At 62.5% G+C, this 22,410-nt stretch carries 22 protein-coding genes; 16 read left to right on the forward strand and 6 right to left on the reverse strand.

Translation table 11 applies throughout. From position 1 onward, the window contains the following. Window positions 1–23 precede the first annotated feature (23 nt). From RX327_RS15640 to RX327_RS15665, 6 genes are all read right to left on the reverse strand, one after another. Window positions 24–1,037, reverse strand: a complete 1,014-nt coding sequence (locus tag RX327_RS15640; protein WP_050386278.1) for a transglutaminase-like cysteine peptidase — start codon at window positions 1,035–1,037, stop codon at window positions 24–26. 220 nt (window positions 1,038–1,257) lie between these two features. Then, the gene (locus RX327_RS15645) at window positions 1,258–2,508 is read right to left on the reverse strand and encodes an HlyD family type I secretion periplasmic adaptor subunit (RefSeq protein ID WP_050386277.1); all 1,251 of its coding nucleotides are present in this window, start codon (window positions 2,506–2,508) and stop codon (window positions 1,258–1,260) included. Between the two features lie 14 nt (window positions 2,509–2,522). Next, on the reverse strand, window positions 2,523–4,676 hold the full coding sequence (locus tag RX327_RS15650) for a type I secretion system permease/ATPase (protein ID WP_082190726.1): 2,154 nt from the start codon (window positions 4,674–4,676) through the stop codon (window positions 2,523–2,525). 267 nt (window positions 4,677–4,943) lie between these two features. After that, window positions 4,944–6,647 (reverse strand): TolC family outer membrane protein, encoded by a 1,704-nt coding sequence (locus tag RX327_RS15655; protein ID WP_050386276.1) that lies wholly within the window; start codon window positions 6,645–6,647, stop codon window positions 4,944–4,946. 270 nt (window positions 6,648–6,917) lie between these two features. Continuing rightward, complete coding sequence (locus tag RX327_RS15660) at window positions 6,918–7,352, reverse strand: hypothetical protein (RefSeq protein WP_050386275.1); 435 nt, start codon at window positions 7,350–7,352, stop codon at window positions 6,918–6,920. A gap of 146 nt (window positions 7,353–7,498) precedes the next feature. Continuing rightward, window positions 7,499–8,035, reverse strand: coding sequence for an NYN domain-containing protein (locus RX327_RS15665; RefSeq protein ID WP_038377452.1), 537 nt, complete (start codon window positions 8,033–8,035; stop codon window positions 7,499–7,501). A gap of 755 nt (window positions 8,036–8,790) precedes the next feature. Here RX327_RS15665 and RX327_RS15670 point away from each other — a divergent pair. The 16 genes from RX327_RS15670 to RX327_RS15745 all read left to right on the forward strand — a co-directional run bounded on the left by RX327_RS15670 (window position 8,791) and on the right by RX327_RS15745 (window position 22,341). Next, entirely contained in the window at window positions 8,791–9,435 is a 645-nt protein-coding gene (locus RX327_RS15670) for a hypothetical protein (RefSeq protein ID WP_317250778.1), read from the forward strand. Between the two features lie 354 nt (window positions 9,436–9,789). Then, complete coding sequence (locus RX327_RS15675) at window positions 9,790–10,005, forward strand: hypothetical protein (RefSeq protein WP_317250779.1); 216 nt, start codon at window positions 9,790–9,792, stop codon at window positions 10,003–10,005. Window positions 10,006–10,086: 81 nt separating this feature from the next. Beyond that, window positions 10,087–10,302, forward strand: coding sequence for a hypothetical protein (locus RX327_RS15680; protein ID WP_317250780.1), 216 nt, complete (start codon window positions 10,087–10,089; stop codon window positions 10,300–10,302). A 70-nt stretch (window positions 10,303–10,372) separates the two neighbouring features. Continuing rightward, window positions 10,373–10,879 carry an A24 family peptidase gene (locus tag RX327_RS15685; RefSeq protein ID WP_317250781.1) on the forward strand — a complete coding sequence of 169 codons (507 nt, stop codon included), beginning with the start codon at window positions 10,373–10,375 and terminating at the stop codon, window positions 10,877–10,879. Between the two features lies 1 nt (window position 10,880). Beyond that, entirely contained in the window at window positions 10,881–11,852 is a 972-nt protein-coding gene (gene cpaB, locus RX327_RS15690) for a Flp pilus assembly protein CpaB (protein WP_317250782.1), read from the forward strand. Between the two features lie 11 nt (window positions 11,853–11,863). Further along, window positions 11,864–13,054 (forward strand): CpaE family protein, encoded by a 1,191-nt coding sequence (locus RX327_RS15695; RefSeq protein ID WP_317250783.1) that lies wholly within the window; start codon window positions 11,864–11,866, stop codon window positions 13,052–13,054. After that, the gene (locus RX327_RS15700; RefSeq protein ID WP_317250784.1) at window positions 13,051–14,493 is read left to right on the forward strand and encodes a CpaF family protein; all 1,443 of its coding nucleotides are present in this window, start codon (window positions 13,051–13,053) and stop codon (window positions 14,491–14,493) included. Before RX327_RS15695 ends, RX327_RS15700 begins: the two co-directional genes overlap by 4 nt. Continuing rightward, window positions 14,493–15,419 (forward strand): type II secretion system F family protein, encoded by a 927-nt coding sequence (locus RX327_RS15705; RefSeq protein WP_317250785.1) that lies wholly within the window; start codon window positions 14,493–14,495, stop codon window positions 15,417–15,419. The genes RX327_RS15700 and RX327_RS15705 overlap by 1 nt, the downstream gene beginning before the upstream one ends. Continuing rightward, window positions 15,416–16,324, forward strand: coding sequence for a type II secretion system F family protein (locus RX327_RS15710; RefSeq protein ID WP_317250786.1), 909 nt, complete (start codon window positions 15,416–15,418; stop codon window positions 16,322–16,324). The genes RX327_RS15705 and RX327_RS15710 overlap by 4 nt, the downstream gene beginning before the upstream one ends. Window positions 16,325–16,384: 60 nt before the next feature. Beyond that, on the forward strand, window positions 16,385–16,981 hold the full coding sequence (locus RX327_RS15715) for a methyltransferase family protein (protein WP_317250787.1): 597 nt from the start codon (window positions 16,385–16,387) through the stop codon (window positions 16,979–16,981). Window positions 16,982–17,008: 27 nt separating this feature from the next. Further along, a complete protein-coding gene (locus tag RX327_RS15720; protein ID WP_317250788.1) occupies window positions 17,009–17,461 on the forward strand; it encodes a hypothetical protein in 453 nt (150 codons plus the stop codon). An 8-nt stretch (window positions 17,462–17,469) separates the two neighbouring features. After that, window positions 17,470–18,792, forward strand: a complete 1,323-nt coding sequence (locus RX327_RS15725) for a pilus assembly protein TadG-related protein (RefSeq protein WP_317250789.1) — start codon at window positions 17,470–17,472, stop codon at window positions 18,790–18,792. Further along, window positions 18,792–19,202 carry a pilus assembly protein gene (locus RX327_RS15730; RefSeq protein WP_317250790.1) on the forward strand — a complete coding sequence of 137 codons (411 nt, stop codon included), beginning with the start codon at window positions 18,792–18,794 and terminating at the stop codon, window positions 19,200–19,202. Before RX327_RS15725 ends, RX327_RS15730 begins: the two co-directional genes overlap by 1 nt. A 396-nt stretch (window positions 19,203–19,598) precedes the next feature. Continuing rightward, on the forward strand, window positions 19,599–21,218 hold the full coding sequence (locus tag RX327_RS15735; protein ID WP_317250791.1) for a type II and III secretion system protein family protein: 1,620 nt from the start codon (window positions 19,599–19,601) through the stop codon (window positions 21,216–21,218). Between the two features lie 10 nt (window positions 21,219–21,228). Continuing rightward, entirely contained in the window at window positions 21,229–21,633 is a 405-nt protein-coding gene (locus RX327_RS15740; protein ID WP_317250792.1) for a hypothetical protein, read from the forward strand. Between the two features lie 291 nt (window positions 21,634–21,924). After that, window positions 21,925–22,341 carry a tetratricopeptide repeat protein gene (locus tag RX327_RS15745; RefSeq protein WP_317250793.1) on the forward strand — a complete coding sequence of 139 codons (417 nt, stop codon included), beginning with the start codon at window positions 21,925–21,927 and terminating at the stop codon, window positions 22,339–22,341. The last annotated feature ends 69 nt before the right edge of the window (window positions 22,342–22,410 follow it).

The raw sequence follows: 22,410 nt of genomic DNA on the forward strand, positions 1-22,410 counted from the left end.
AATTGTCGTCTACTCGCTGGCAATCACATCAGCACGGGCAGGAAGCCGGTGAGGGGGCTCGCTGCATCAAGCGACTGCACCCCCGTCCATTCCGTCTCCGCGGCATTGGCGGCCGCCGGCGCCGCGTCGAGCTCGTCGCCGAGCGGGAGGCGCTTGGCATAGGGGGCTGCAAACAGCTGCACGCCGCGGTCGTTGATCGCGAACATCGGTGTGAAGTTGCCGAGCTCGCCGTCATCAATCAGTTCGGAGCGGCGGCTGTCCAGGATCAGCCAATGGCCGTCCAGGCGCGCCGCCAGCACGGCATGATCCTGGCGGATCGCGCGATCGCGGCCCAGCACCAGGCGCAGATCCTCGCGCGGGAAGCCGGCTTCGCTGAGCGCGATGTATTTTGCGATCGCATAGTCCTCGCAGTCGCCCTTGCCGGTCGCGAAGGTGGCGAGCGGTGCAGTCCAGCGGTCGGCCTCGCCGTGCTGGGCGAAGTCGCTGACATAGCGGATCGCCTGGTTGACGCCACGGTTGACCTCATCCAGCCGGTCGCGTCCGGATTTGGACTTGACCGCGCCGATCAGGCGAAGGAATTGCGCGGCTTGCGACGGGCAGCCGGCGGCGCTCTCCCGGCATTGCTCGAGAACGCTCTGCTCTCTTGCGAGATCGGATTCGAGGCCGCGCCATTTGCGCCACAGGCCGTTTTCCGGTGCGCGGAAGGTGAACAGGCCAAACGGCTCGGCGCCGACAGGCGGAAGCGGCTTTGCCGCGGGCACCGCGTCGGTCGCGGTATTTGGCGGCGTGAGCGAGGCGGTGCGAATGGCGTTCGGACCCCGGCCGCGCTGCCGGTCGAGCTTGGCCAGGACGTCGGCGATGGTGAAGAAGGTGGCAGGCGGGCGGTTCGACGCGGCGTCCGCAGCGGGCGCGAGCTCGCCGGCGGGTTTTCCGAGAGAGAGCTCGTCCGCGGCAAACGCGGCAGGCGTGGCGCAAAGACCTATTGTCAGTGCAGCCGCGGCCATGACCGCCGACGAAGCAAACTTCAGCGACTTCATATGACGTCCCCAATGTCGGGGACCGTCGACGTCTTTGCGTCGATTTGCGTCCCCGCTGTTATCGGGACGCAGACTGGCGCTTTGGCCGCTTAAGCGGAGTTAAGTGGAGGGGGGTGCCACCTCGAATGTCGAAAAGGCGGTCAATCCGGGGTTTGCCGGTTCGTTCGAAATTGAACGAACCGAGGTTACGATCGGTTAACCACGGAATCCGTGGTCCCGATCAGCGTTCGCGCAGGGCCTCGTCACGCAGCAGGCGGGCGGGCTTCACGATGTAGTCCAGCACGGATTTCTCGCCGGTCAGGACCTCGACGGTGGTCACCATGCCCGGAATGATCGGCAGCGGACGCTGCTCGGTGCCGAGGTGGTTCTTATCGGTACGCACCATGACCCGGTAGAAGGTCTCCTGGCGTTCGGTCTTTTCCGCCTTGTCGTCGACGATGGTGTCGGCGCTGATGCGTTCGACCTTGCCCTTCAGCGATCCGTAGACCGAGGAATCATAGGCGCTGATCTTCACAACCGCGTCCTGGTCGGGACGGATAAACGCGATGTCCTGCGGACGAATCCGGCCTTCCACCAACAGCGTGTCGTCCAGTGGCACGATGTCCATCAGGTTGGCGCCCGGCTGTACGACAGCACCGATGGTACTGATGTTCAGTTTGTTGACGATGCCGTGGACCGGCGCCCTCAGATCCGTGCGGCGCACCCGGTCCTGGGCGGACTTGATATTCTCGTCGAGCACGGCGAGGTCGGCACGCGATTTGGCCAGGTCCTCGTCGGCCTGTGAACGGAACGACGCGGTGATGTTCGCGATCTTCGACTGCGCTTCGGCCAACTGTCCCTTCATCTCGGTTGCCTGCCGATCAAGTCGCAGCATCTCGATCTCGGGCACGACCTTCTGCTCATACAGCCTGCGCGTCAGGGTCTGCTCGCGCTCGAGGAGCTTGAGGGAGCCGGTGAGGCGAGTGACCTGCTGGTTGAGGACGTCGATGTCCTGCGCGACCTTCTGCCCCCGCATCTTGAACACGCTGGTCTCGGTCGCGACGGCGGCGGGAACCATCTTTTCGAGATCGTCCGGAAAGGTGATCTCGGCTCGGCCGCGCGCCTCGGCGTCGAGGCGCGCCACCCGCGCCGCCATCGCCGCGCGGCGCTCGCGGATTTCGCCGAACTCGGAAGCGAATTTCGTATCATCGATCCGCATCAGGGACTGGCCCTGCTGAACGATGTCGCCTTCCCGGATCAGGATGTCGCCGACGATCCCGCCTTCGAGCGATTGAACCACCTGCATCTGCCGCGACGGCACGACGCGGCCGCTGCCGCGCTTGACCTCGTCCAGTACGGCAAAATGAGCCCAGATCAAGAACGTCGCAAGCAGCGCGCACGACGTCCACAACAGCATGCGGGAGGTGCGCGGCGTGCGCAGCAGCGCCGCGGACCGGATATCATTTGCAAATGTGAAATCGGAAGACGCCATAATGTATTTGCTCGTTATGCGGATTTCGGCTGAATTGTATTCTCCGGCGACGGGGCCGCGGACGCCGGCCGGCCCTGGAGCAAAGCGAGCACCTTGTCGCGCGGGCCGTCGGCAACCAGGCGGCCATTGTCGAACAGCAGCAAGCGATCGACCATGTTCAGCAATGACAGGCGATGGGTCGAAATGATGATGGTCATGCGATCATCATTGAGGCCCTTGAGCCGCTCAAGGAACTCCTGTTCGCTGCGAATATCGAAGTGCGCCGTCGGCTCGTCGAGAAAGAGCACGCGAGGCTTGCGGATCAGAACGCGCGCGAGTCCGATGGCCTGCTTCTGGCCGCCCGACAGGCTGCGGCCGCCTTCCGAGATGGGCATGTCATACCCCATCGGGTGGCCGGCGATGAAGCTTTCGACGCCCGAAAGCCGCGCGGCAAGCAGGACTTCCTCGTCGGTCGCTTCCGGTTTGCCAAGGGCGATGTTGTCGCGCAGCTTGCCGAAGAACAGGTCGGTATCCTGCATCGCAAAGCCGATGCCGGCGCGCAGGTCGGAGGGATCGTATTGGCGCGAGTCGACGCCATCGACCAGGATGCGGCCTTCCTTCGGCTCGTAAAATCCGAGCAGCAACCTGCCGACCGTGGTCTTGCCAGAGCCGACCCTGCCGATGATGCCGACCCTCTCTCCGCCCTCGATCTTGAAGCTGACTTTTTCGAGCGCGTTACCCGGCGCGTTGGGGTAGGCGAACGACACGTTCTCGAAGGCGACCTTACCGTCTTCGATTCGCCTTGCGACATAGGACCGGGTCGGCGAGCGTTCCCGCTCGATCGACATGATGCGGTCGATCGCCTTGAGCGCCGTGATCGTCTGCGTTCCCTTGGTGATCACCGAGGCGATCCCGGCGATCGGCGCCAGAACGCGGCCGGCGAGCATGTTTGCGGCGACCAGCGCGCCGACGCTCAGCTTGCCGTCGAGGATCAGGAAAATGCCGACGATAACGAGGAGCAGGCTCGTGATCTGCTGGGCCGTGCTCGCGCTCGTCAGCGACATCGACGACCAGAAGTGAACGTCCTCGCCGGATCGGGCGGTCGCGGCAACCGAGCGTTCCCACAAGGTCTGCATGCGGGCCTCGGCGCCGGTCGCACGGACGGTTTCGAGGCTGGACAGCGACTCGACCAGCACGCCGTGCCGTGCGGCGGATTCGGCCTGCAGCCGCTTGATGGCGCGATCGAGCGGGCGCTGCAGCAGGAAGCCGATCAGCATGACCAGCGGCAGCATGATCAGCGGGATCCAGGCCAGCGGTCCGGCGATGAGGAACAGCACCCCAACGAAGAGAATGGCGAACAGCAGGTCGGTCGCCGAAACCACGCTTCCGGAGGTGAAGAACTCGCGTACCGAGTCGAAGTCGCGGAGCTGATTGGCCAGGATGCCAACCGAAGTCGGCCGCTGCGCCATCTTCACCGACATCACGTGCTCGAAGATGTTTGCGGCCAGCACAACGTCGATCGTCTTGCCGGTCACGTCGATCATGCGGCTGCGGACCATGCGGAAGATGAAATCGAACACGATGCCGAGCCCCATGCCGATCGAGAGCGCAATCAGGGAGGGGATCGCTCCGTTGGGGATGACGCGGTCATAGACGCTCATCGTGAACAGCGGTGTCGCCAGCGCGAGGATGTTGGTCAGAAAGGCCGCGACCGCGATGTGCCCGTAGCTGCGCCAATGCGTCTTCACCACCGACCAGAACCAGTGGCTCTTGGGGATGTCGCCTGCGGCGACGGCGCGCGCATCGGCCTGCGGCGCGCTTCTCACCAGGAACGCATAGCCGGTATAGTCCGTGGCGAGCGAGGCGATGTCGGCGACGCGCGGGCTGTTCGGCGTCTCCGGATCAACGACCTTGGTCGACTTGTTCGCCGGGTCCACACCCAGAAGGATCAGCGCAGAGCCGTTCTTCATGACGAGGACGGCCGGCAGGACCAGCGCGGGAATGTCTGAAATGTCGCGCTTGACGGCCTCGGTCTCCAGACCGGCGCGTCTGGCCGCGCGGTCGTAGAGCGAAACGGACAAGCGTCCGTCCGTGATCGGAAGTCCGCCGAGGAGAGCTTCGCGGCTCACGGCGCGGCCGTGATGGGCGGCGAGATAAGTCAACGACGCGGTGAGGGGATCGTCGCCCAGCGCACGTGGCCTGTTTGTCGCGGCAGGCTTTGAGGTTGAGTCATCCGGCGAGGGGCGGACGGCGTCGGCCGCCGCGCTGGGGGTGCGAAACAACAACTGAAACCTCGACAAGCAAAATGGAAATGCAGCAATCGCATTAGATTTCGGGCAGACTACAACAAATAGCGAACAAATTCAGCGAAACTTATCTTAACGATTAATAAGGAATCGAAAGGGCCCCGACTTGGGGCCCTTCCGGCAGTCCTGTCCTGAGGTTGTTGGCGGTCGCTACCGAGCGGAACTCGGGAAGGCCGACAGCAGCCAGTGGGGCTTGGTCGACGCATAGGAGCTCGCGTTCGCCGTGACTGAAGGGTCCGCGTAAATGACGTTCGGGCCGTCCGCAGCGGTCTTTTGCTGCTGCATCCATTCCGCTGAACCGGGCACCGCTGCGGTCGTCGTCGCACCGGTGAAGCGGTCCGCAAAGCCAACATCCTTCGGCTGGGCTGCTGCCGCATAGGTCTTGGCAGGACGGGCGACAGGCGCCGGAACGGCGACGCGCAGCGGCTCGGACCCGGTTTGCGGGAGGTTCACGCGAAGGGTCGGGAACGAGTAGCGGGGCAGGCCAATCGAAAGCATGTCCGTCGGCGCAGCATCGACCGGCGGCGGAGCCTTCAGGTACTCGATCAGGGTCCCCATCGCGGCCAGCAGCTGGTAGTCGGCGAAGACCACGACGCCGCGGGCTGAGGTGAGCGAGACCGACGTGTTGAAGAACTGGTTCTGCGCGTTCAAGAGATCGATCAGGGAGCGCTGACCGAGTTCGTATTCCTTCTGGTAGGCCGTGATGGTCTTCCTGGCTGCTTCTAGCTCACGGGTCAGAGCACCGATGCGCGTGGCCGTAATCGTACGGGCATTCCACGCCTTGTCGATCGACTCATAGGCGTCGCGTTGCAGGCGAGCGTGGCGCATGGTGGCTTCGGTGTAGCGCTCGGCCTTCTCTGACCGATTCCACGCGTCCTGGCCGCCGCGGAAGATGTCCCACGACATGACAACCTTCCCACTGTAGTCCTCATGCGTGATGGCGGGAGTTCCCGGGGCCGCCACGTAAGGGTAGGAGTTGTCGTAATGGGTTGCCCGTCCCTCGAGATAGAATTTCGGACCGAACGTGCCGTCGGTGGCCTTGAACGCGTGCTTGGCGGCGTCGGCGTCGGATTGTGCCGCCGCGATCGTCGAATTGAACCGGAGCGTGGTCGCCAGCGCTTCGTCGCGGCTGTGCGGCAATCCCGCGAGAGGGGCGGGGAAACGAACGTTGATTGGCTCGAGGCCAACCGTCTTGCGGTACTTCGCCCTGGCGTCATCCAAGCTGCGCTGGAATTCGGCAAGTGCCGCACGGGCGGCCTCGACGCGCTCGCGGGCTTGCTCCAGATCGCCTTCGCCGGCCCGGCCGCCCGAGAAGCGGGAGTTCACGTTCGAAAATATCTTCTCGTGATTCGCGACGTTTTGCTGGGCAAGGCTGACCAGCCGCATGTAGCGCGTGACGTCGATGTAGCCTTCGGCGGCGTCGAGGGCCAGCAGCTCGGTTCTCTCCTTGACGCGGGAGGCAGCGGCATTGACCCGCGCGGTCTGGCGCCAGACGTCATAGATCGACGAAAAACCGTCCCACAGCAGCTGGCGCACCACGACTGATTCCTGGCTGCCATTGCGCCATGGGCCTGACCCCACGGTCGGCGCTGCCTGAATGTTCGGGGTGATGAAGCCCGGCGATTGATCGAATTTTTCCGGGCCGTAGCTGGCGTCAATGCGCACCTGCGGCAGCAGTGTGCTTTGGGTTTGCCGCAGCTCGCTTTCCGTCGCCCGCCGGTTCGCCGAAGCCTCGCCGATACCCGGGTTGGTCTGCATGGCCTGGCGTAGAGCATCATTAATAGAAAAAACCTCGGCACATGCTGGCGTTGCCGCCAAGCATAGGCACGCAATTACCGTGTATGCCGACTTCATAATCTCAGCCCCTACTCACAAAAATATTAGGTAGAATCCTCCGGAGGGTAACAAAGGACAGTTCCGCGACCTATGACATTTCAGCCACACAGGCGCCCTAAGTGGCGGACCGAGCCATCAGTCCCCCGTGAGCGGAAATCTAAACATTTTTATTAAAATTCAGTGATTTATATGGCGTTCTGTGATCGCGCGAACTGGTGCCGAGCCGCAACACCGGGGACCGGAACATGAAAGATCAGTTAAGCCCGTCTTAAGGTTGGCGGCAGCCGGCTACTCCTGGCGACAGGTCGCCAGGTAGGTTGCAACGAAGGGCGCGGCCTTGGTGTCCGCGGAGGGGCCTCCCAGTCGGCTCGTTAGTTTGTAGAGCGACCTGTCGCCAAAATAGAACCGGAAGATCTCGGCCGTGGTGTCGTCCGTGCGGGTCGCAAAGATCGACGCGGCGGTACGGCGGGCGGCCGCAAAGACGTAGGTCGTGAGCTTGGCTCCTCCCTTGCCTTCTGCCGCGACAGATGTCCCCCAGGTGACCGTGAAGGTGTCGCCATCGATCACGACGGCGGGCCGGACCGTATCGAGGTCGTCATCGATCCACTGGGCGTCACCGCCTTTGCCTGACGGGCCGAGCTCGATCCGTTTGCCCCGCGGCGTGTCGCAGGTGAACCGGGAAGGTTCGGCGATCGCAGCGCTCGTCGCCGCCAAGAACAGCAACAGGCAGCCGACCGACCTCCACGTGGGTGTTACCCTTCGTTTCGTTGTTTGGGGGATAGTGATGTCAGCGCCCGACTCGCGCAATTCGGTGATTTACGGACAAGCAGAGCTGCTTTGCTTCCCCGCCGGAAGAGGCGCCCGCGATTTCACTCGGGCGCGATCGGGTGCGCTGGACGTTCGATCGATGCCCTGAGGCTTTCGAGTTCGAGGAAGACGTCAGCTTGCCTGCGAAGCTCATCGGCGATCATGGGAGGCTTTGTTCGGATGCTGGAAACGACCGTCACGCGGACACCAGCCCGCCTGACGGCTTCGACAACGGCGCGCAAATCACCATCGCCGGAGAACAGGTACGCGTGGTCGATGCGGTGCGCGATTTCCAATGCGTCGACCGCGAGCTCGATGCCGATGCTGCGCTTCATTCGCCGCCGCCCTTCGCCGTCATCGTGCGTTTTGGCTAACTTTCTCCTGACCGCATATCCGTTGTAATCGAGCCAATCCACCAGCGGCCGAAGGCTGCTGAACTCGTCGTCGTCTCTCACGACCGTGTAGAAGTAGGCGCGGACGATCTGTCCATGCTTGCCGAACTCCGAGAGCAGTCGCCGGAAATCGATTTCAAAACCGAGGTTCTTGACCGTGGTGTGAAGATTCGCGCCATCGATGAAAAGTGCAATGCGATCGGCCATCTCAAATCCCCATGACGCCCGGATCAGTCACTGTATGCTGTGGTTCTGAAATTCCACGGGCGCATCGTGGGTAAGCGCCCGAATTGAAATGACTGATCCTAGAGCAAGGGCTAGGCCGCGAAAAAGCGGAAATTTTCGCCAACGCGGGTCCCATGCGAATCGTGCGCCTGTTGATAACATAACGGTCGAAAGCAGCGCGGCTGGCCGGCCACGCAAACAACACGGTTGTCGTTGAACAAGGATGCGGCCCTTCGCGCCGGCGGCGCATTCGCCAGCGCAGAAAAACTGGCTGCCATGGCGATTCGGTGGCATAGGCGGTCCGAGCGCGTGCGCGCGACGCCGATCCTGATCTCCACAGTATCAGAATAGATGGCGTCGGACGAACGCCGCGATAGGCGCCAAGAGGCGCGCCGCGCCGCTACTCTCCAGCCGACTGTTGCGTCACCGACAAAACTACATCTAAAATCAATGCAATGTAGCGGCATCATTTCGTGTCGGCGCGATATTTCGAGATACCACTTTTTTGCAGATGCAGGTTTTGGTCGATACCAATTTCGCCGGAGGAAGGACAGCCTTGCGTCCCACATTACGCAGATGGTTAGCCGGCGGGTGTGGATGCGCGGCGCGGCGTCTGTCGCGCCGACAGAACCAGTCTCTCGTACGCATCGCTAACGAACCGTCGCGATCGACCCATTGCTCGATGTGATGTTCGGATCAGCAGGAGGCAGGGTGGGGGCCTCACGATGGGGCCTGCCGTGATCGAAATCGTAGTCGGGCGCCCGATCGAGGCGGGCGCCAGGGAGTATTGGCCAAGGCGCGCGAGATGCCTGGTCGTTCTCTCGCTCTGCATCCTGCTGTCCTGTTGCGGTGCCCCTCGCCAGGCCATCGAGAAGGAGGCGGGACCGGCACCGGACCCAATAACGGAGACGGCGACAGCGGCCACAGAGCCGACACCAGCGGCAACAGCGATACCGGTACCGATACCGGAGGCGACACCGGTACCGACACCGACGGCGGCAACGGTCAACCTGAGCGGCGCGCTCGCGGAATGCCGGAGCGCGTTTCCGGATCAGATCGCGCAAGCCGTGGCGCGGGCGTCCTGCGTGATCAAGGCGACCGACCTCGTACGTCCGCTGCTGCCGTTTCCCGAACTGCTCGACCGCGAGAACGCCCTGCGCAAGGCGCTGGCCGAGCAGGTTCAGACAAGAACGATGTCGCTGCTCGAGCGCAACATCCAGATCCAGAAACTTCATTCGCAGCTGCTCGAAGAGGAGCGCAGCAGGCTATCGGCCGCGCCGGCGGACGGGAGCAAGCCGCCGCCGCTGGCGGTCACGCAGTGGCGGCAATCCAACGGGGAGAGTTGCGGCCGGCTCGGAGGGGATTCCGGGACCTGCTACTGAGACGAGCAATCCTGCGAACAGCTATCGGGGGGAATGGAACCGGATTGTGACACCGTCACCTCCGAGGTCGTTGTCGCGACAGTGTCGCGTCCGACGCCGTCACCGTATTCGCACGGAGCAGCGAAGTTGAAATGGTGTGAAATGTCGAAAGTCCTACAATTTAAGGGGTTTCGTGCGTTGTCGTCGGAGCGCCTTGCCGAGGAGAGGGTGTGCGCGGCTACGCCAGTAGGGTTAATAAACGATTACCAATCGACAGGTTTCTCGCGACGCATTATAAGAAAATGCTAGTTGGCACCCGGATTTTGCCCCCGCCAACGTATCGCGTAAATTTCATCGTAAAAGGGATATTTTCCTATGTTGAAGCTGTATATCCAGACCACCGAAGCCTTCAAGCGTCTCGCCTCGGACAAGGACGGCGTTGTGTCGTTCGAGTACGTGATCGTCGCCGCTTGCATCGTCGCCGCGGTCGCTGCTGCGTTCGGTACCAGCACTTCAACCGGTATCGGCAAGATTCTGAGCACCTCGATCAGCACGATCAGCACCGCGGTCAGCAACGCGGTCAGCGCTTAACTCCGGAGATTGAACGCTGTTGGCAGGTTTTCTCTGTCAACAGTGTCAACCGGATGTGCAAGCCTGAAAGGAGGCTTCCCCATGTTGCAGCCTTACATCAAGATTGTGGAAGGGCTGAAGCGTCTGCGCTCGGACAAGAACGGCGTCGTGTCGTTCGAGTACGTGATCGTCGCCGCTTGCGTCGTCGCCGCGGTTGCCGCTGCGTTCGGTACCAGCACTTCAACCGGTATCGGCAAGGTTCTAAGCGACTCGATCAGCACGATTAGCACCGCAGTTACCAACGCGGTTAGCGCTTAAGTCCAGAGGACGGCGCCCCGGAGGGGGACATTATTTTGTGCCCCCCGCCTTTTTTTGAGGCGATTATTTCATGAATTGGATTGCGTCCACGGCCTCGTGTCTGGAAATCGCATTGTTGGTTTATGTCGCAACGATCGATATCGCGACGCGGTTGATCCGAAACGAAATTTGTCTGGCGCTGGCGTTCCTTGGGATCGTCGGCCAATTGGCCAGTCCGATGCAGATCGGCCAGTCGCTGATCGTTGCCGCAATCCTGTTCCTGGCGCTCTTCGTGATCTACCAGCGCGGAGCGATCGGTGGTGGCGACGTCAAGTTGCTGGTTGCCCTGGCGATCGGTCTGCCGCTGACCGGCGTGATTGGACTGTTGGCGGCAACTGCACTGGCCGGCGGCGTTCTGGCCGTGGTGCATCTGATGATGCGCCGTCTGCCACAACCGAAGCTGGCGCCCGCCGGATCGTCGCTGATGCGCCGGGTCTACGCGGTCGAGCGCTGGCGTCATTTGCGACATGCACCGCTTCCCTACGGGGTCGCCATCGCATGCGGCGGTATCTGGGCCATTTTGAGCAAAGGATTTTGACATGTCGTCCGCTCTCCGCGTCTCGGTCATCATGGTGCTGCTGCTTGCGGCTACGGCGCTTGGAATGATCGCCTATAATTTGAACCGCCCCAGTGACCCGGTTGTTGCGCAGGCAGTCGAAGAGAAGCCTGCGCCCGTACCTGCGGCCGCGACGGTCGGCTACTTTGTCGCGACACGCCCGCTATCGAAGGGAACGCTGGCGCGGGACGAAGATTTCGCGGTGCGCCAGACGGCACCGAACCGTGTCCCCGCGGGGGCGATCCTCGAAACGCCTGACTCCAAGGCCGGGCTGCCCGGTTCGCTGGTTCGCAAGTTCGTCGACGCCGGCAGCGCGATTACACTGGACGACATCCTGCGTCCGAAGGATCGCGGCTTCCTTGCCAGCGTGCTGGCGCCGGACAGCCGTGCCATCAGCATCAAGGTCGACGAGGAGACCGGTGTGTCCGGTCTGATCAGGCCGGGCGACAATGTCGATGTGGTGCTGACCCAGGTGTTCGAGAAGGCCGCGCCGGTGAAGCGAGCCGTCAGCGAAACCGTTCTGTCCAATGTGCGCGTGATCGCGATCGACCAGGAGATTGCGCAAGGCGGCCGTCCGATCACCAATGCCGTCCCGGGCAAGACGGCGCAGACCGTGTCACTGGAGCTCAAGCCGGATCAGGTCAAGAAGGTGGCCGTCGCAAAGCAGCTCGGAACGCTGTCGCTCGTCATCCGCGCTGCGGCCGAGCAGTGGGACAAGGCCGACACAAGCGTAACGTCCAGCTGCGACGTATCGCCGGAGCTGGCGCGTCAGAGTGCAGTTGCCGGCCAGAGCACGACAGTCGCGATCTATACCGGCAGCGAGGTCAAGCAATACTCGGTCAGGAGACAGGATTTTGACGACGACGCCCGCACGGGCTGCGACGTGCCGTCCGAACTCGATCGTCAGACCACAGCGGCAGCGAGTGACGTCGGCAAGGGACCGGAGAAACGTTGATGAGTGCGAACATGGCAGTGGTGGAACAACCCGAAGAGACGACGTCTCTTGTCGCGCGCAACCGCATCGTCTGCTTCGTCAACGACGAGCTGAGCGCAGCGGCCCTCCGCAAGGGTCTCGACGGCAGCAATCTGGTGATCCGGCGCGGTACCATCCGCCATGCGACGCGCATGCTCGAGACCGACACCGATCTGTACGCGCTGGTGACCGACATCAGCGGGATCGATGATCCCTTCACTGAACTGGAACGCCTCGCCAGTGTCTGTCCGCCCGATGTGAAGGTGGCCCTGATCGGCGACAACAGGGAGATCGTCTTCTACCGCGAGCTGATGGAGATCGGCCTTACTGAATACCTTCCGACGCCGATCACCAGGGATATGGTGCTCGACCAGCTGCGTCCCAAGCTGATCGGGGACGTCGCGCCGGCCCAGAATGACCGCGGCGGGCACGTGGTGTCGATCTGTGGCGCGCAGGGCGGCGCCGGAGCGACCAGTGTCGCGATCAACCTCGCGCTGCAACTGGCCGAAACCACCAAGGCAAAGGTGGCGCTCCTCGACCTGCATCTGCAGGGCGGCGAGACCGCGGTGATGCTGGGCGTTCGTCCTGGACCCGGCCTCCGCATCGCCCTTGAAAACCCGATGCGGGCCGACACGCTGTTTCTTGAGCGGGCCGCGATCGAGGTGAACGATCGGGTCTGCCTGATTTCCGGCGACGAGGAGCTCGATGCGAAGCTCGACATCACCGAAGCCGGCGTGCGGCACGTGCTCGGCCTGCTCCGTCAGCGGTTCAACTACGTCGTCGTCGATGTGCCGGTGCCGTTCCCGGCATCGATCTATCCGGTCATTCAGATGTCCCGTCATGTGCTGGTGCTGTTGGAGGCCGAAGTAACCGGCCTGCGCAACGCCCACGCGCTGCGCAACGCCGTCACCAACATCGCGGGCAAGGATCGCGTGTTTACCCTGCTCAATCGTGCCGACCGCGCCGGCGGTCTGCCGAGAGCAACGATCGTCAAGGCGCTGGGCGCTGAGCCGGACATGGTGATCCCGGATCTCGGCAAGGGAATGACCCAGGCGGTCAACCTCGGCGTTCCGGCTCTGAAGCACGTATCCGGGCTGCGGCGCCACCTTGCCCCGATCGTACGGGAAATCACCGGCGTCGGTGCCAAGAAAAGGGCCGGGTGGAAGAGGTGGCTCGGGCTATGAAAAAGTTCGGCAGGCGCGCAGACGAAATGCCAGTGCGGATGCCCGCAGCGGTGCCGGACGCCCCGGCTCCGGCACCAAGCGCGCGGCCGGCGCCGCCACCCTTGCCGCCGGCGGAACCGAGCGCTGCGTCCCCGGCATCCAGCCTGTTTGCATCGGCGCCGAAGCATGAAGAGCCTTCCCACCATCCGGTGATGTCGGCATCCCTGCGCGAACGGGTGATCGAGCAGATCGAGCCTTCGGTGGCAGCGACCGTTCCCCGCGACGTCCTGCGGCGGCAGATCGAGGAAATCATCCACGGCATCGCCAACCAGGAGCGGCTGGAGCTGTCGGGCCGCGAGCAGCTCTTCCTGGCGGAGGAGATCGCCGACGACATGACCGGCTACGGGCCGCTGCGTCCGCTTCTGCTCGACGAGACGATCAACGACATCATGATCAACGGGCCGAGCAATGTCTACGTCGAGCGGGCCGGCAAGCTGGAGCGGGTGGCGGTCCGGTTTCGCGACAATGACCATATCGCCTCGGTCGCACAGAAGATCGCCTCGCAGGTCGGCCGGCGGGTGGATGAATCCAGCCCGATGGTCGACTGCCGTCTGCCGGACGGCAGCCGTGTCAACATCATCCTGCCGCCGTTGGCGATCCATAGCCCCTGCATCTCGATCCGAAAATTTCCGAACCGGCGCCTGAACATCGCCGGGATGATCGAAAACGGCTCGATGACCGCCGCGCTTGGACAGCTGCTGGAGATCGCCTCCCGCTGCCGGCTCAACGTCCTGGTCTCCGGAGGCACCGGTTCCGGCAAGACGACGCTGCTGAACGCCTTGAGTCAGTTCATCGACCATAGCGAGCGCATCGTCACGATTGAGGACGCGGCGGAGCTGCAGCTTCAGCAGCCTCACGTGATCAGCCTGGAGACCCGTCCGCCCAGCCTCGAAGGCACCGGCCAGGTGACGCAGCGTGATCTTCTGTGGAACGCACTTCGTATGCGTCCGGACCGCATCGTCGTCGGTGAGGTGCGCGGCGCCGAGGCGTTCGACATGCTGCAGGCGATGAACACCGGTCATGATGGATCGATTTCCACCGTGCACGCCAACAGCACCCGCGACGCGCTGACGCGCGTGGAGAACATGGTGCAGATGGGGCAGGTCAATCTGCCGTCGCGCGCAATCCGATCGCAGATCGTCGCCGCCCTGGATCTGATTGTGCAGGTCGAGCGCATGCGGGACGGCCAACGCCGCATCGTGCAGGTCAGCGAAGTGATCGGCCTCGAGGGCGAGGTGATCACCACCAATGATATTGCGCTCTTCGAATACAAGGACGAGGACGTGCACGGGCGGATATCCGGTACTTATCGCTCGACCAATGCGGTCCCGAAATTCAAAAGCCGTCTCGTCTACTATGGGCTTGATCGGGCCTGGGCAGAAGCGATGAGGCAGATCTGATGTCGACGCCCTTGGTCATCGTTCTGGTGCTTCTCTTAGGTGCGACGATAAATACCCTGTGGCTCGACGCGCGCCAGAGGCGGATGGAGCGCCAGCTCGAGATCGCTCTGCCGACGGCCGAAGCAGCAGCCTTGGTGTCCATCCGTCGCGCGGCCAAGACGTCGCGTTGGCGTATGCTCCAGCGCTTCGCCAATTACCACCCTGATATGATGTACGTCGTACGACCAATCTACGTGCTGCTTGCAGGGGGGCTGGCAGCCGCGGCAATCCTCTATGTCAACGAAATTCTGAAGTTTCCTGGCCTGTACGCTGCCATTGCGGCTGGGATCGTCGCCGTCCTCGTCGTGCGTGGTCTGTTCGGATGGCAGCAACGGCGTTTCGCAAGCCAGCTCTTCCAGCAGCTTCCAGACGCGGTCCAACTGGTGACGAGTACGGTCCGATCGGGATTGCCGGTCAACGAAGCATTCCGCACCATCGCCCGCGAAATGCCGCAACCGACGTCCGGGCAGTTTGCCATCGTCTGTAGCGAATTGAATCTCGGCAGATCACCTGAGGAGGCTGTGGAAGGCATCTACCAGCGAACCCTGGTGCCGGAATACGCAATGTTTGCGGTGACCCTTGCGGTGCAATTGAAGACCGGCGGCAGCCTCGCGGAAACACTGCAGACGCTGGGCGAGACCGTGAGCCAGCGAGTTGCATTGGCGGCCCGTGCGAAGGCCTTGGCGGGCGAGGTGATCTTTTCATCGCGCGCGCTGACCTTCGCGCCGCTCGTTGTCGGTGGCCTGCTTTACGTGATCAATCCGCAGTCGGTCGACCTTCTGTTGTTCGATCCGCAAGGGAACGTGCTCCTCGCCTATGCGGCATGCTCGGTGCTGATCGGGCATTTCGTGATCCGTTGGATGGTCAGAAGGGAAACGTCGCTATGACGGCTGGTCTCGGTTTTGCCATCCTTGCCATCGCAGTCGCGGCTGCGACCTTCCTGCTGATTATCCGCGAGATGCATCTTCGCGCCTTGAACACGCGCGTCTCGAACGCCGTGCTGGGCATTCCCGACCGATCGAGCTCGTCGAAGGACCTGATCGGCTGGCTTTCGGCGGTCGGTACGCGCTACCGGCGCTTCTACGCGCAGGAAAATCTCGACCAGCTGAGGATGATTCTCCAGTCGGCAGGATTCAATCATTATCGAATGCTGCCGATCTGGATCGGCTTCAAGATGGTTAGCACATTTGTGTTTCCGATCGCAGCTTTCACTATCGCGCAAATTCTCGGAGGACCGTTCAGCGATGTGGTGGTTTTCACGCTGTTTGGCGTGGCCATTGGAATCATGGGACCGCGCCTGATCTTGCTGGTCCTGAAGCGGCGTTTCGATGCGGCGATCCGGCTCGGGACGCCAGATACGATCGATCTGCTTGTTGTTTGCAGTGAAGCGGGGATGGGCCTTGAGAGCGCAATTGAACGTGTGGCAGACGAGATGCGGGAGACAAATCCTGCGATCAACCATGTGTTGCGCGGGCTTCTTGACGATCTCCGGATCCTACCGAACCGCGCGGATGCATTCGAGAAACTTGCTTCCACGTCGGATGGCCTCCGTCGTTTCGGCACCATGGTGAGCCAAAGCCTGCAATATGGCACGCCGCTCAGTCAGGCGCTGCGCAGCATCGCGGTCGACCTGCGGCGGGAGCGCATCACAAAGCTAGAAGAGCGGGCACATAAATTGGGCGCCAAGCTCACCGTTCCTATGGTGCTGTTCCTGCTGCCAGCGATGTTCGTCATTTTGGGCGGAAGCCCGTTCCTTCACCTCATTCGTACCTTCTCCAACATCGGCAAGTAAGCCATGAGTGCAACTGCAATGACCCTGCCGACGAATCTGGCTTACGATCGGATAACCCGATTGCTGGGCAGCGCTTGGTTCTTCCTGTTGGGACTTGTCGTGACGTTCAAGCTCGGGACGGCGGCAGACGAGCCTTGGCCTTCGCTGGTGTCGAGCTTCTGTGTCGCCGTGTTTTATCTGATGCTGGCGCTGCTGATCCTGACCCGAGGGCCTGCGAAGGCGCAGGCCGAAGGCCTGCTGCCGAGGATCGCGGCCTTCGTCGGCACGTATTGGCCGTGGACGATCACGTTTTTCCCCAAGACCGAGGGGACATTGCCGAACCTCGTGTCGACGATTTGCGTGCTGATCGGCATGATCATGATCCTGGCAACCGTCCGCCATCTGGGGCGGTCGTTCAGCCTGGTGCCACAGGCGCGTTCGGTGGTGCAAACCGGGCCGTACCGGTGGATCAAGCATCCGCTCTATCTGTCGGAAGAGATCGTGTTCCTTGGTGTCGTGCTGCAGCATCTGAGCTGGATGACCGTGGGCCTGCTGATTCTGCACATCTGCATCCAGGTCTGGCGAATTCACTACGAGGAGGACGTGCTTCGGCGCACGCTTCCTGAATATTCCAGCTACGAGGCGTCGCGCTGGAGATTGATTCCCTATGTCTGGTGAGCGGCCATGCAGAGCTGGAAAAGCCGAATGAGCGGCAAACGCTCCCTGATTGCGGATCGACGCGGCGCCGTCGCGTTCGAGATGCTGTTCGTGTTCGCTTTCCTGTTCCTGGTTATTCTGCTGCCGCTTGCCGATCTTGCGCTGGCGGGCTTTCAATACATCCAGGCGCTCGCGGCACTGCGCGGGTTCGGACAATCCATCCAGTACTCCCCGCCCGGCGACGTCACGAACGCCTCCAGTTGGGCGGCGGCCGCGCTCGCCAAGGCCGATTCGCGCTACCCCATACCCAGCATCCAGCTCATCTGCGGCGAGAGCAATGCGGTCTGCGATTCGACGAATTCCGATCCGTCCCAGCCGAAGTACTACGTGTATTCAACGACGATCACATTGAACCCGATGGTGATGAGATCGGCATTGTGCACCAGTGGCAATAGCAATCCCTGCTCGTTCACGCTGACTTATTCGGAACGGTTTCAATGAGGTGTTCCATGCGTAACATGCTTCATTGCCGTCGCGGCTCGGCCGCGTTCGCAACTGTGATTGCGTTGATCCCGTTGATCGGAATGATGGCTCTCGGCGGTGAAGCCGGATCCTGGTATGTCACTCGGCAACGCGCCCAAGGTGCGGCTGATGCGGCGGCCTATGCCGGCGCCTTGCGGCTCGCGTGCGACAGCGCCCCGCAGCCGGGCACGACCTGCAACAACACCCAGACGTATGATTACCGCGGCAAGCAGGCGGCGGCTCAGAATGCGTTCTGCAATTCCGGCGACACCGCCTATCCCGGCTCCAGATGTGTGGCGATCAGTGGCGTCACGCGGACCGTCCAGGTCGCCTCGCTGACGTCGTGGAACGGGGTGGCGGGAACGTACGTTCAAGCCACCCTCAGCCAGCAGCAGCCGGGATATCTGGCTCAGGTGCTTGGCTTGTCGACGGTTACTATCGCCGCGACGGCGGTCGCCAAGCTCGACAGCTTGGCGAAACCTCCATGCGTGCTGGCGTTGAAGGACCCCGTCACCTTCCAGGGAAGCGCTACGGTCTCGTCGGCAACGTGCGGTATTTCGTCGGACAGCAGCGCGTCGAACGCGATCGGCTTCATCGGCAATTCGGGTATCTCGGTGAATGCGCCGAGCTACACGGTCGGCGGCTGCTCCCAGACAGGCGGAAGTCAATGCACGGGCGTGCAAACCTATCAGCAGCCAATCCCGGATCCGCTGAGTGCGGTCAACACGGCGCTGTCTGCGTTGAAGACGTCAAATTTTGCGAACAACATCAACAACGCCGCACCGCAGCCATACGAGACATGCAGCTGTTACAATACCAATCCGTCGTTCAGCCCCACCACTACATTAAACGGCACGTACTATTTTTCGGGGAACATCACTATCAACGGCAATCCGACCATAACGGGAACGGCTACCTTGATATTTTTCGGAAGTGGTACATCGCTCAAATTTACGGGGAATCCCACGATCCAGCTTACGGCAATGAAGTCGCCTACCGGGCCGTCGGTCTTGTCAGCATCGGTGTTGGCCCTGATGAAGGATCTTCTGCTCTACGATGGTGAGAGCTATTCGAAGCAAGGCGTCAATATCAGTGGCACCTCCACCAGCTATTTCAATGGCACGGTCTATATCCCGAATGCACCCGTGACATACGGAGGCAACAGCTCGTCGAGTGCCCCGGGCACCGGTTGCTATCAGGTCATAGCCTATGCGGTGACTTTCCAGGGCAATACGACCCTGGACAACAGTCAGTGTACGTCGGATGGGGCGGCAAAGCCCAATGTTCAAACCGTGCGCCTGGTGCAGTGATGAAAAGGCTCGACCAGCGCGGGGTCGCGGCTCTCGAGTTCTGCCTCATCGCCGTGCCCTTGTTCACCCTGATCTTCGCCGTCTTTGATTTCGGACGATACGCGATCACGATGCAATCGTTGCGCCTGCTTGCGGATGCCGGGGCCCGGGCGAATATGATCACCTGCTACACCCCCGCCGTGCTGGCGTCCAATTCACCATCCAGCTGTACCGGTGACTATCTGACGCCCGCGCAGAAGCAGGCCGTTGCTCCCTTCCTGTATGGTGCCAGTCTGACGCCGACGGTGACCACGACGGCGGGCGCCTCGGCGCTGACGGTGACGGCGTCCCAGTCGGGCTTCGCCATGATCATGCCGATCTGGGGCACGTCATTGAACGCGCCGAGCGCGTCCACCACGATTCCATTCTGAGCAGAGCCCGATTCGGCGCGGCCGATCGAAAGCGCCGGCCTGGTCGGCCGCCGGGGCGGCTCGGCCCGATGGGCGGGCCGGGCAATAGCCCAGGCAGGCTACCGAAGTGGTGCGCGCTGGCAACATCGGGCAGTTTTCTCCGGCGTTGCCGCGGCCGGGCGGACCTCTTTCCTTGCAATCGAGGCGCGTGGCGGGGGATGATTGACCAGCCGCCATTAGCGGCCTTGCGACCCGGGTGAGTGCTCGGTGCGCGGGGAAGTGGGAATTTTCGCGAGTAACTATTTGTAGTCGGACAGACTGTAAGCTCTACGGCGTGGTGGACGAACGGGAGTGATCGGGACGCCGAGGTCGTAGATTTACGGGGATCGTCGCGGCGACGCGGCGAAGGGGATTGGCATGATGGGAAGTCGCGTTTCGGTTGATGCGGGACTTGGGCTGGTTGCCCTGAGCGCGATGGCGTTTGGCGCTGCGATCGCCCTGTTTCATTTCGCCGATCCTGCAGCCGCCGCGGACCGGCGGGCGCCGTCATCCAGCGGCGTCTTCGTCAGCGAGATGAGCGACGTCCAGCGCGTCAGGGTGACCGTCAACAAGTCGCGCACCTTCAGGGTCGATACGGCGTTCTCGTCGATCGTGGCGGGCTCACCCGAAATCGCCGACGTGAAGTCGCTGAGCGACCATCTCATCTACGTCCAGGGCAAGAAGACCGGCACCACCAACGTCATCCTGTTCGACAGCTCGATGAAGCAGATCGGCATTCTCGATGTCGAGGTGACGCTCGATATCGGCAATTTGCAGCAGAATATCCAGGCCGGCACCGGCACGCGCGGCATTCGCGTGTCCGCCTCCGAAGGGCAGGTTGTGCTGAGCGGAATGGCTACCGATGCGGTTTCCGCGGAGCGGGCGATGACAATTGCCCAGGGCAGCGTTCCCAAGGACGCCATCGTCGTCAATGCCATGAGTGTTGCGGCACCGCAGCAGGTGATGCTCGAGGTGCGCTTCCTCGAGGTGAACCGCGAGGCGGGACGCGATCTCGGCGTGAACCTTTATGCAGCAAACGCCAGCGGGTCGAATATTGCCAATACTGGGGCTGGCGTGCTGAACCCGAACAGCGGCCGAGTTAACATGCCGAACGTGGGGCCCCCGCCGGGCACCATTCCGCTGCTAGGTACTGCGGGTACACTCATTGGCTCGGCCGGCGGCGTGGCCGCACCTCCGTTCGGAAGCTTGTTGACTAGCATTCTTCGAACCAGCAGCGGCAGTTCGGTGGACCTTCTGATTACCGCGCTGGAAACGAAAGGGCTGGCCCGCCGGCTGGCGGAGCCGAATTTGACCACGCTTTCGGGCGATGCTGCGCGATTCCTGGCAGGTGGCGAGATCCCGGTGCCAGTCGCATCGTCGCCGGTCCCGGGCGCGCTGCCGACCGTGACCATCGACTACAAGAAGTTCGGTGTCGAACTTGCCTTCGTGCCGACCGTGCTGTCGCGCGGAGTGATCAATCTCCGCGTCGAGCCCTCGGTCAGCGAGCTCGATTTTACCAACGCGGTGAGCATCTCCGGAACGACGATCCCGGCGTTGACCCGCCGTGACGCGCGCACCACGGTCGAATTGCGCGACGGCCAGAGCTTTGCGATCGCCGGCCTGCTGCAGACGCGCAACCGGCAGGACGTCTCGCAACTGCCCTGGATCGGCTCGGTGCCGATTCTCGGGACCTTGTTCAGCAGCAAGTCGTACCAGCAGCAGGAGACCGACCTGGTCATCATCGTGACGCCGCGCCTCGTCGCGCCGGCGGCGCCCGGCCAGCAACTGGCATCGCCGCTCGATTCGCGCCTGCCGGCCAATGACGTCGACTTCTTCCTCAATGGCCAGATGGAAGTGCGCAAGCGTTACGACGACTACGTCAATTCGGGCGGCGATGTGAAGGGGCCCTACGGTCACATCATCGCGCCGAACGCCGTTGTACCGGCTCTGCCACCGGCCGTCGGTGCGAACCAGCCGGTCGTGAAGACCTTGAACTAGGGAGGTAGAGATGACCGTCAGATACCTCGCTCTGCTCGCGCCCTTCCTGCTCGGCGGCTGCTACGGCCTCTACGGACACGACGAGATGGACCGCTACGTGCAGCGTTCCGACACCATCACGATGAGCGCCGGCAACGCCAAGGAGGTCAACGCCGTCACCCACACGATCCACCCGTGGCCGGCCTATGTCGGCGATCGCCGGATCGCGTATGACGCGCGGCGTACAAACGGTGCCGTGCAGCGCTATGGCACTCAGCAACGCCCGCTGGATCAGCTCCCCGACATGGGTGATCCGACCAAAGCGATGGGCCAGCCGCCGCCCGTCACCACGATTCAGAATGTCAACACGACCGGATTGGGAGCCGGGACCGGAGGATCGGTGGCCGTCGGGGTTGGAGGCGGAGGCGGCAGGTAATGTCCTTGCAGCGTCGGCCAGGTGCCTGGGCAGGGATTCGGAAGGGAAGTGCGACGTTAGGTTTCGGCAGACCTCGGTATTTCGGTCGTGCCGTCTGTTTTCGTAGGTAGTTTTGCGATGGATCTTCGAATGGTGCGGGGGATGCGCTGGACTTGGGGAACGGGGCGAGGATTGCATCGTCTCGCGCCGGCGTTGATCTGTTGCGGCTTGGCGACCGGCCTTGGGGCCTGTGACTACACAACGCGGGAGGCGGCAATCGTCGCGCCCGTGGATCCGCCGGGCGGCGACCCTGTGCAGGAGCCGACCGACGTCAAATACTATCCGTCCGACGAACCGGTGCGGATGGGACTCGAGCAGTACAACCGCGGCAATTACGGAATCTCGCAGCGCTATTTCAAGGATGCGGTCGAGAAGGCGCCGAAGGACGTGACGGCCTGGGTCGGGCTCGCGGCAAGCTACGACAAGTTGCGCCGCTTCGATCTTGCTGATCAGGCCTATGCGCAGGCGATCCGGCTTGGCGGGGAGACCGTCCAGATCCTCAACGATCAGGGCTATTCCCTCATGCTGCGCGGCAACCTGAGCGGCGCGCGGCGGAAGTTCGAGAAGGCTTATTCGCTCGATCCGGGCAACCCCGTCATCGCCAACAATCTCGAGCTTCTCAACGGCAGCCGGCGCTTCATCGAGCGGCCGCCGAACAATCAACCCTAGGCTGATAGCGGTTCACGGGCGTCTGCACGATTCCTGAATGGTGAAATAATACCTTCGATTTGCCGTCCG

The sequence above is a fragment of the Bradyrhizobium sp. BEA-2-5 genome (assembly GCF_032918025.1).
Taxonomy (GTDB): Bacteria; Pseudomonadota; Alphaproteobacteria; order Rhizobiales; family Xanthobacteraceae; genus Bradyrhizobium; species Bradyrhizobium pachyrhizi.

Bases quoted from the DNA above. Each gene is read 5' to 3' on its own strand.
- RX327_RS15675 (WP_317250779.1), top strand. From the start codon at position 9,790: ATGTTGAAGCTGTATATCCAGACCACCGAAGCCTTCAAGCGTCTCGCC.
- RX327_RS15685 (WP_317250781.1), top strand. From the start codon at position 10,373: ATGAATTGGATTGCGTCCACGGCCTCGTGTCTGGAAATCGCATTGTTG.
- RX327_RS15645 (WP_050386277.1), bottom strand. From the start codon at position 2,508: ATGGCGTCTTCCGATTTCACATTTGCAAATGATATCCGGTCCGCGGCG.
- RX327_RS15730 (WP_317250790.1), top strand. From the start codon at position 18,792: ATGAAAAGGCTCGACCAGCGCGGGGTCGCGGCTCTCGAGTTCTGCCTC.
- RX327_RS15740 (WP_317250792.1), top strand. From the start codon at position 21,229: ATGACCGTCAGATACCTCGCTCTGCTCGCGCCCTTCCTGCTCGGCGGC.
- RX327_RS15710 (WP_317250786.1), top strand. From the start codon at position 15,416: ATGACGGCTGGTCTCGGTTTTGCCATCCTTGCCATCGCAGTCGCGGCT.
- RX327_RS15720 (WP_317250788.1), top strand. From the start codon at position 17,009: ATGAGCGGCAAACGCTCCCTGATTGCGGATCGACGCGGCGCCGTCGCG.
- RX327_RS15695 (WP_317250783.1), top strand. From the start codon at position 11,864: ATGGCAGTGGTGGAACAACCCGAAGAGACGACGTCTCTTGTCGCGCGC.
- RX327_RS15700 (WP_317250784.1), top strand. From the start codon at position 13,051: ATGAAAAAGTTCGGCAGGCGCGCAGACGAAATGCCAGTGCGGATGCCC.
- RX327_RS15665 (WP_038377452.1), bottom strand. From the start codon at position 8,035: ATGGCCGATCGCATTGCACTTTTCATCGATGGCGCGAATCTTCACACC.
- RX327_RS15680 (WP_317250780.1), top strand. From the start codon at position 10,087: ATGTTGCAGCCTTACATCAAGATTGTGGAAGGGCTGAAGCGTCTGCGC.
- cpaB (WP_317250782.1), top strand. From the start codon at position 10,881: ATGTCGTCCGCTCTCCGCGTCTCGGTCATCATGGTGCTGCTGCTTGCG.
- RX327_RS15735 (WP_317250791.1), top strand. From the start codon at position 19,599: ATGATGGGAAGTCGCGTTTCGGTTGATGCGGGACTTGGGCTGGTTGCC.
- RX327_RS15705 (WP_317250785.1), top strand. From the start codon at position 14,493: ATGTCGACGCCCTTGGTCATCGTTCTGGTGCTTCTCTTAGGTGCGACG.
- RX327_RS15725 (WP_317250789.1), top strand. From the start codon at position 17,470: ATGCGTAACATGCTTCATTGCCGTCGCGGCTCGGCCGCGTTCGCAACT.
- RX327_RS15640 (WP_050386278.1), bottom strand. From the start codon at position 1,037: ATGAAGTCGCTGAAGTTTGCTTCGTCGGCGGTCATGGCCGCGGCTGCA.
- RX327_RS15655 (WP_050386276.1), bottom strand. From the start codon at position 6,647: ATGAAGTCGGCATACACGGTAATTGCGTGCCTATGCTTGGCGGCAACG.